Raw genomic sequence first — 6,185 nt, 5'->3', positions numbered from 1 at the left:
GCCCAGGTGATGGCTCAGCTCGCCACCCAGCGCCCGCTCGATCAGCGCCTTCTTGAACGCCATCGACGCTTCCGCTATCGCCTCGGCCGTCATCGGCCCTTGAGTGAATTGATCCAGCAGTTCCTTCGGGATCTTCGGCAGCGCCGCCGTCCTCGCAGCGATCGCCTCGTTCTTCGTCTTCGTCTTGCTTGGCATACATGCTCCTGGTCGTCATGCTATGCCTCGCACACAAAATTACTGACAGGCTCATGATTGAGGCCCACACGCTCACATCTGCAACAACGGAATGGCGCAATGCACATCTACGGCTACGAGACAACCGACCAACCGATCGACACCATCATCCCCGCGTCGCTCGCGGAGGTCACCCTGAACGCCACACCCGAGGAACTGCGCGCGATCGCCGAGTTCCTGCTTCACTGCGCAGACGAGATGGATCGAATGGGAAAGGAGTTCGACCACATTCACTTGGCCGATCGAAAGAGAGAGTTCGAGACCTCGCCGCATCTCGTCGTGGCGCGTGGATAGCAGCAGGCTCGATCATGGACGTGCCTGACCGGTGAACACCGCCAATTGCGCGGCGAACGCTCGCTGGTAGGCAGGCCGCGCCTCAGCGCGGGCCACATAGGCGGCAAGCCGCGCGTAGTCGCCGAGCATCCCCGACGGCCGCAACCTCAGCAGCACCGCGACCATCATCAGGTCACCGACGCTGAACGCACCATCGAGCCACTCCGCATCGCCCAGTCGATCGGACAACTCGCCCAACCGGACACGCACACGCTCCACGACGAGAGGCAGTCGCTCGTCGTACCAGGGCTTGTCGCGCTCCAGCAGCTTGGCGTTCTGGAACTCGATGATCGGCAACTCCACCGTGTTGACCGCGGCAAACATCCAGGTGATCGCACGGGCCCGCGCATTCGCGTCGGCAGGCAGCAGGCCCGCATGGTGCTCTGCAATGTGGAGCACGATGCCGCCCGACTCGAACAGCACCAGATCGTCTTCCTGGTAGGTCGGGATCTGCCCGAAGGGATGAAGCGCGCGATGCGCCGGCGCCTTCATCGCCGCGAAGGAAAGCAGGCGGACCTCATAAGGCTGCCTTGCCTCCTCGAGCGCCCAGCGAACCCGCATGTCGCGCGCGAGCCCCTTGCCGCGGTCAGGCGACGATTCAAAGGCAGAAATGGTCGGGATCATGTCGATGTCTCCTCTTGAGAACTGGACCTTCAAGGTCCGATCACAGACTCGACGTTCGAGGCAGACCTGAATCGACATCACCGCACACCGCACGCGGATCGACCGCGCCATCCGCCGGGCCCGGGCCCGCATGCGCTGTCTGATGCGCCATGCCCCAATGGCGGATCGCCTCCGCCACCGGCAGCACCGAGCGCCCATGCGGCGTGAGCGCGTAGTGCACGACGGCCGGCACCGGCCCGCTGCGCTCCCGGCTCACGAGGCCATCGGCCTGCATCTCGCGCAGCTGTTGCGCCAGCACCTTGGCCGAGACGTCCGGCAGGCTGCGCCGCAGCGCGGCAAAGTGCCGCGGGCCGTCTGACAGCCGGTACACGACGAACAGCTTCCAGCGCCCGCCGATGGCGGCCAGCGCAGCCGTCAGCGCGCAGCCCGGAATCGCGTTGGCACGTGCAACGCGCGGACGGTTACCTGCAGGTGCCTTCTTGGCGGTGTCCATGGTGCTGGCTAGAGTGCGCCCCAGTGTAGTCACCCTCACCGCCGGAGGCCTTGCCACCATGGTCCAGTTGCCCACCCGTTCGATCTCGTACGGCATCGCCGGCGTGCTGGCGCTCCTCGGCGCGTGCGCCGTGCCTGCGCCACCTTCGACCGCACCGGTCGACACCGCGCGGGCCATCCCCGCGACACCGGTCGGTTCGCCGCATGATTTCGACTTCGAACACGGCCGCTGGCACACGCAGCTCCGGCGCCGCCTGCAACCGCTGAGCGGATCCGATGCCTGGGCGGAGTACGCCGGCACGACCGTCGTGAGCCCGGTGCTGGGCGGCCGCGCGAACCTCGCCGAACTCGACGTCTCCGGATCCGCAGGGCGCATCCAGGGGCTGTCGCTGCGGCTCTTCGACACGACACTCAAGCGGTGGACGCTCAACTTCTCCAACGCCGCATCCGGCACGCTCGCCATCCCGATGACAGGCGGATTCGGCAGCACCCCGCGCGGCGTTTTCTACAGCGCGGAGGAATTCAACGGCCGGCCCGTGCTCGTGCGCTTCGTCATCGAATCGACCAACGCCGACAGCTGCCGCTTCGAGCAGGCGTTCTCGGCCGACGGAGGCGCGACATGGGAGATCAACTGGATCGCGGTGGATACGAGGGCGTGAGTCGGGCCAGCAGCGGTTCGCTGCATCGGCGATGTCATGGGCACGACGCCAGGAACAGCAGCCGTCGTGCGCGACGGCACCAATGGCTGCTCGTGCAATCTGCGAAATAGAGCTATCGACCCGTTGCAGTCCTTCGCTACGCAAACCTCACCGCTCAAAAGCAGACGCCGAGCTTGATGCTAAACGTCACGGTAGTCAGCCAAAGCTTGTGCCTCCAGCAGCCTGACAAAGTCATTCTTCAGGGCGACGTAAGCATGGATGTCGTTGCCGCATTCGGCAACGGCGTGGTGTTTGACGACAGCGTACGCGTCCCGGATCTCGTCGTTCGCTCGCAAGAAGTCGCGCAACGCAAGATGGCGACGGACGTCGTGTGACCCCGTTCGAAATGCATGGACTTGATGCGTCCTTTCTGAGAGGCCCTTGACGAAGTAGCGACGCCCAGGAATCCCATTCTCGCCGCGCGACTCGTATCCAAGCTCTCGAAAAGCTCTGGTATGAGAGTCGAGTCGTTCGACATACGGCACCTCGACGAGGATGTCGATGACCGGCTTCGCAGCCAGCCCCCAAACCGCGGTGCTGCCAATGTGGTGGATGCGTGCATCCGGTCCAAGAAGGCCCGCGAGCGCTTTCTGCTCATGCGCAAACATGCCTGCCCACAGCGGACTGAACGGCACGATCTCAATCGTTCTCTTGTCCAATAGGTCACCTAAACGGCTCGAAACTGCCTCACGCCGGAGGGTGCGCTGGTGGCCGGCAGATCCTGGCCGATTATTGCCGGCCGGCCGCTGCGCCTCCTCGGCAGTAGCGACCCGTTGCGGACATTGCATGCGTCAGATTCGGCTCTTCGAAGCCGCTATTCATTCAAAGCTTGGAACTGAGGTCGGCAAACGCCGTCACCTCGCTTCTCTGACGAAGACAAGTCTTTGCACCTGGGAAGTCGTTGAACAATCGTTCGTGACCGGAGTGCGAGCTTGAGCCTTCTCGCGTTCTGTAAGTCTCGGACCAGCTGAGTAGAGCATTGAACGAGTCGCCTGTTCCGCCCCGGCGTACACCGCGCTGCTTGAGATTGACGGCGCATTCGGCCTCATCAAGGCATAACCAGATCAGCGCCGTTGTCATCGACGTAACCTCACGTGCGAGCCAGCCGTAGATGCCTTCGATGACCCAACTGCTTGAGCCAGTAGCGGCCTCTCTTGCAAGCTCAATCGCATGCTCCCTCCCCCGTGCAACGTTGAATCCGCCTGGCTCCCAATGGATCAGATCGAGATCAAGGTGCGGAGCCTGGAGAGAACCGGCAATCCGCTCGGCCAGCCAACTCTTGCCAGAGCCCGAATTCCCAATGATGAGGGTTCTCGTCAGGTTCATGTCGGACGCTGGGAAGTCGTAGAGTAAAGGAACAGGCTGCCGAAAAAGTCACGTGATCGCGTGCAATCTGATCTCGCTGACGTGTCGCAGTCTATAGGTCGCACTGGTCAGGCACCGTGACCACCAGCTGCTGCTGGCGACCAACTGCAAGTGGCCAGTTGCAGCTACTGCGCCAACAACAGCGCAAGGTCACTTGGGTCAAGGTGTATGTCGTACAGCTTGCGCGCTGCGGTCACCTTCAGCGGTCTTGCAATGCGTCGAACGTTGCCAATACGCCATGCCCAGTAGCCAGGGGCCCAGGCAGTGGCGCAAGCAGGTTCAACCTCCGAGGGCAGCCAAGGCTGAACTCCGGCGATGTCTACGACAGCTACCAGTAGTCCGTCATCATCCGAATCGCCGTGTGCGGACAAGAAGCGTCCGTTTTCAACGATCAGCAAATCCGTCAGCGGCAGGGTCTCGGGACGCCACGATCTGACTTCGAGCGTCTTTCGACCGAGGGCGATGCTTGTGCCRCTGGGCGCAACTATTGAAAGTGCAAGCAAGATTCGATTTCCAGCGAGCATCGGGTAGCAAAGATGCAAGCATAGCCTGCGGCGTTCCGCGCGGCATGCCGGCATGCCGACATTGGTGACCGTCCGCAGGTGGCCGACTACAGCCTCTCGGGTGCTGCAGCTGACGGGTCAGGCTGCAACGCGAAGCTCATTGGTTCTCCAATTTGCCAGCCAGTACAAGCCACGTAGTTCGCCATAGGCAATCGGCCGACCGTCGACGTCAAGGACCGACGAGACGAACCGTATCGGGAACGGCGAAGGGCAAACCTGCTCTACGGCTTTTCGGAATGATCGAACCTCCGTCTTGCTTGGCTCGGAGGCGCCGCTGTAGAAGTGCAAGTGCTTCTTGCCGAGGAACATAACGGGCTGATGCCCCGAAGGATCGTCACCAGCATTGAGCGTCATCATCCCAAGGCGTACGCGCCCGTTTGGGAAGAAGAACACTGCTTGAATCATGACCTGGCCAGTCTCGACTTTGAGGCGCGACGGATCCAGTGGCCTGACTGTGCATTCGTCCAGCCCATTCCGGCCTTCTTCGTCGCTCGCGTACTCCCAGCATGAGAAAGCCTCAAAGTCCTCGGCGCTAAGCTCATCTACCTGTTTCCGAATGCGGCTGTTCATCTTTCTGCGGACTGACGTGTTATGGAGGACACCCCTGTGGCGACGGCTGCGGCAGTCTTTCTTCCCTGCACGCGGCGTGAGGCAGGTATCCTAGCCTGTTGCCGCGCTACCCCAAAAGCGGCCAGTTGCGACGGACGCCTTGTGGCCGATCGACGTCACTCGTAGAACTTCCCTGCTCCTAGGATTTGGGCTGCGCGCTTCCACGGATTGGACGGCTTCTCATAGAAGCGAAGCCCGTCGATCGACACGTGGCCCCAGGCCGCAGCCCGCTCGAGAACGGCACCGACAGTTCCATTCTCCCACCCGAGCGCTCCTGGGCCGTAGGGACTAGACGGTGTCGATGCCTCGATGGCTCGTTCGGCTTCCCAATCTTCAGCGAGGGCGAAGAGGAAGCGGATGAAGTCCCGTTCATCATTAACGTCATTCGCGAGCGCTTGGAGATCAGTTGCCATTGGAAGAGACCGAATCGAGGTGAAGAAATCGCAAATGCTTGGCGCAGTCCGTGATCGCAGCCTACCGGAAAGCCGCCGCTCGCGACGGACGGCTCATGGCCGTCTCCGGTCGAAACTCACCGCTCCCATTTCGAGCGCAAAACGCGTCAGACGGAGATCATGAACCTGCTGAAAGCGCCTCGGTCGCTCTTGATTCCCAAGATCTTGAAAATGCGCGCGAGGTAGTCGACGCACGGTTCTCTCGCCTCGGTGTCTTCCAAGTAAAACGCTTCGACGGTCGGAGTCATCTGTTCGAAGACCCATGTGTCGCTCGGGTTCGCCTGTATGCCGGCAACGAGTCGATCGATGAGTGAGTTGATGAGCGGCTCAAGGCGGCGGCGCTCCTCCACTGCAGGTGCGCCTGGCAGCTTGAGAAACTTGGGCTCCTTCCGCAAGGCATCGAGAGCGGCAACCGTACTTGCGTCGATATGCAGGATTACTGAAGCTCCCGAAGAGGCTTGCACCGTCAGCAGCGGCAGGAACACCAGAAGTGCAAGCGCGGAAGTGCAGGTACGTCGGTTCACGATGAGATTATGCGATGAGGCGGGCACGGGAGGCCTGCCTGCTGAGCCTGTCAGTAATTTTGTGTGCGAGGCATAGCATGACGACCAGGAGCATGTATGCCAAGCAAGACGAAGACGAAGAACGAGGCGATCGCTGCGAGGACGGCGGCGCTGCCGAAGATCCCGAAGGAACTGCTGGATCAATTCACTCAAGGGCCGATGACGGCCGAGGCGATAGCGGAAGCGTCGATGGCGTTCAAGAAGGCGCTGATCGAGCGGGCGCTGGGTGGCGAGCTGAGCCATCACCTGGGC

Annotated in this window: 9 protein-coding genes and 2 pseudogenes; 3 read left to right on the top strand and 8 right to left on the bottom strand. The window is 61.9% G+C overall.

Annotation, left to right across the window (positions count from 1 at the left end):
- A pseudogene (locus AC1DXV_RS30125) lies at nt 1–195 on the bottom strand (IS256 family transposase); the annotation flags it as partial.
- Between the two features lie 99 nt (nt 196–294).
- On the opposite strand from AC1DXV_RS30125, the gene AC1DXV_RS30120 reads away from it, so the two are divergent.
- Nucleotides 295–528: an Imm32 family immunity protein gene (locus tag AC1DXV_RS30120; RefSeq protein WP_477868979.1), complete on the top strand. Its 234-nt coding sequence runs from the start codon at nt 295–297 to the stop codon at nt 526–528.
- A gap of 12 nt (nt 529–540) precedes the next feature.
- Here AC1DXV_RS30120 and AC1DXV_RS30115 read toward each other — a convergent pair whose 3' ends face one another.
- Together AC1DXV_RS30115 and AC1DXV_RS30110 are read right to left on the bottom strand one after the other, a co-directional pair.
- Nucleotides 541–1,191 (bottom strand): glutathione S-transferase family protein, encoded by a 651-nt coding sequence (locus tag AC1DXV_RS30115; protein ID WP_477868977.1) that lies wholly within the window; start codon nt 1,189–1,191, stop codon nt 541–543.
- Between the two features lie 40 nt (nt 1,192–1,231).
- Nucleotides 1,232–1,684, bottom strand: a complete 453-nt coding sequence (locus AC1DXV_RS30110) for a winged helix-turn-helix transcriptional regulator (RefSeq protein ID WP_477868975.1) — start codon at nt 1,682–1,684, stop codon at nt 1,232–1,234.
- A 58-nt stretch (nt 1,685–1,742) separates the two neighbouring features.
- Here AC1DXV_RS30110 and AC1DXV_RS30105 point away from each other — a divergent pair, with 58 nt between their 5' ends.
- Nucleotides 1,743–2,342, top strand: coding sequence for a DUF1579 domain-containing protein (locus tag AC1DXV_RS30105; RefSeq protein ID WP_477868973.1), 600 nt, complete (start codon nt 1,743–1,745; stop codon nt 2,340–2,342).
- A gap of 179 nt (nt 2,343–2,521) precedes the next feature.
- On the opposite strand, the gene AC1DXV_RS30100 is transcribed toward AC1DXV_RS30105, so the two are convergent.
- The 5 genes from AC1DXV_RS30100 to AC1DXV_RS30085 form a co-directional block, all read right to left on the bottom strand.
- A complete protein-coding gene (locus tag AC1DXV_RS30100; RefSeq protein ID WP_477868971.1) occupies nt 2,522–3,040 on the bottom strand; it encodes a GrpB family protein in 519 nt (172 codons plus the stop codon).
- Between the two features lie 163 nt (nt 3,041–3,203).
- Nucleotides 3,204–3,707, bottom strand: a complete 504-nt coding sequence (locus AC1DXV_RS30095) for a P-loop NTPase family protein (protein WP_477868969.1) — start codon at nt 3,705–3,707, stop codon at nt 3,204–3,206.
- Nucleotides 3,708–3,871: 164 nt separating this feature from the next.
- Entirely contained in the window at nt 3,872–4,270 is a 399-nt protein-coding gene (locus tag AC1DXV_RS35295; RefSeq protein WP_490363520.1) for an ASCH domain-containing protein, read from the bottom strand.
- A 117-nt stretch (nt 4,271–4,387) separates the two neighbouring features.
- A complete protein-coding gene (locus AC1DXV_RS30090) occupies nt 4,388–4,879 on the bottom strand; it encodes a hypothetical protein (protein ID WP_457337931.1) in 492 nt (163 codons plus the stop codon).
- Between the two features lie 598 nt (nt 4,880–5,477).
- Nucleotides 5,478–5,894 (bottom strand): DUF4844 domain-containing protein, encoded by a 417-nt coding sequence (locus AC1DXV_RS30085; RefSeq protein WP_477874880.1) that lies wholly within the window; start codon nt 5,892–5,894, stop codon nt 5,478–5,480.
- 96 nt (nt 5,895–5,990) lie between these two features.
- Between AC1DXV_RS30085 and AC1DXV_RS30080 the strand changes: the two are divergent.
- Nucleotides 5,991–6,185, top strand: a pseudogene (locus AC1DXV_RS30080) (IS256 family transposase); the annotation flags it as partial.

The sequence above is a fragment of the Rhizobacter sp. P3_C12 genome (genome assembly GCF_056402735.1).
This window is presented reverse-complemented; position numbering and strand designations above follow the sequence as displayed.

Excerpts from the sequence above, each read along its gene's own strand:
- AC1DXV_RS30120 (WP_477868979.1), top strand. The coding sequence starts at position 295 with ATGCACATCTACGGCTACGAGACAACCGACCAACCGATCGACACCATC.
- AC1DXV_RS30105 (WP_477868973.1), top strand. The coding sequence starts at position 1,743 with ATGGTCCAGTTGCCCACCCGTTCGATCTCGTACGGCATCGCCGGCGTG.
- AC1DXV_RS30110 (WP_477868975.1), bottom strand. The coding sequence starts at position 1,684 with ATGGACACCGCCAAGAAGGCACCTGCAGGTAACCGTCCGCGCGTTGCA.
- AC1DXV_RS30090 (WP_457337931.1), bottom strand. The coding sequence starts at position 4,879 with ATGAACAGCCGCATTCGGAAACAGGTAGATGAGCTTAGCGCCGAGGAC.
- AC1DXV_RS30095 (WP_477868969.1), bottom strand. The coding sequence starts at position 3,707 with ATGAACCTGACGAGAACCCTCATCATTGGGAATTCGGGCTCTGGCAAG.
- AC1DXV_RS30115 (WP_477868977.1), bottom strand. The coding sequence starts at position 1,191 with ATGATCCCGACCATTTCTGCCTTTGAATCGTCGCCTGACCGCGGCAAG.